The sequence below is a fragment of the Protofrankia sp. Cr1 genome (genome assembly GCF_963555865.1).
In the GTDB taxonomy this organism is placed as follows: Bacteria; Actinomycetota; Actinomycetes; order Frankiales; family Frankiaceae; genus Protofrankia.
On sequence record NZ_CAUVXO010000024.1, the window covers coordinates 24,335 to 25,397 of the forward strand.

The 1,063-nt window shown below is 63.8% G+C and carries 1 protein-coding gene; it reads right to left on the reverse strand.

What is annotated here, in order from left to right; genetic code table 11:
* The coding region (locus U9980_RS04330; protein WP_322766783.1) for a PhoH family protein at positions 1-986 on the reverse strand (986 nt) is incomplete at its 3' end.
* Between the last annotated feature and the right edge of the window lie 77 nt (positions 987-1,063).

Below are 1,063 nucleotides of genomic sequence, written 5' to 3' on the forward strand. Positions count from 1 at the left end.
GGCGCGCTTGCCGCGTCCCAGCGGGCATAGGCGTCGACGATGTCGCTGACCAGCCGGTGACGTACCACGTCCGTGCTGGTCAACGTCGCGAAGTGGACGTCCTCAACGCCGTCGAGGATTTCGCGGACGACACGCAGGCCGCTGCGGGTTCCGCTGGGCAGATCCACCTGGGTCACATCCCCGGTAACAACGATCTTGGCACCGAAACCGAGCCGGGTGAGGAACATCTTCATCTGCTCACCGGAGGTGTTCTGCGCCTCGTCCAGGATGATGAAAGCGTCGTTCAGGGTCCGGCCGCGCATGTACGCGAGCGGCGCGACCTCGATGGTTCCGCTCTGGATCAGTCGTGGGATCGAGTCCGGATCGACCATGTCGTGCAAGGCGTCGTAGAGCGGTCGCAGATACGGGTCGATCTTGTCGTAAAGCGTGCCGGGTAGGAAACCGAGCCGCTCTCCCGCCTCGACCGCGGGCCGGGTCAGGATGATCCGGTTCACCTGCTTTGACTGGAGTGCCTGCACGGCCTTGGCCATGGCCAGATAGGTCTTGCCGGTGCCGGCCGGGCCGATGCCGAACACGATCGTGTGGACGTCGATCGCGTCCACATAGCGTTTCTGATTCAACGTCTTGGGACGGATCGTCCGCCCACGGCCAGACAGGATGTTGAGGGTGAGCACCTCGGCAGGCCGCTCATCGCCACCGCTGCGCAACATCGACAACGAGTGGTTGACGTGGGACGGCGTCAGTTCCGTGCCGGACTCCAACAGAGCGATCAGTTCGGCGAAGAGCTTGGCGGCCAGTGCGTTCTCGTCCGGATGACCGGTAATGGTGATCTCGTTGCCCCGGACATGGATGTCGGACGGTAAGGCCTGTTCGATGACACGCAACAGCTCGTCCTGGTGGCCCAGCAGGCTTACCATGCTGTGCGCGCCCGGGACGACGATGCGGGTGACGGTCCGTTGGTCGGACGGGGAGACGGAATCGGTCATGGGTTGCAGCCGGCTGCGGCCACGAGACCTCTCAAACGACATGAGTCAGTACGGCCCCTAGTCTAACGATCCGCGAG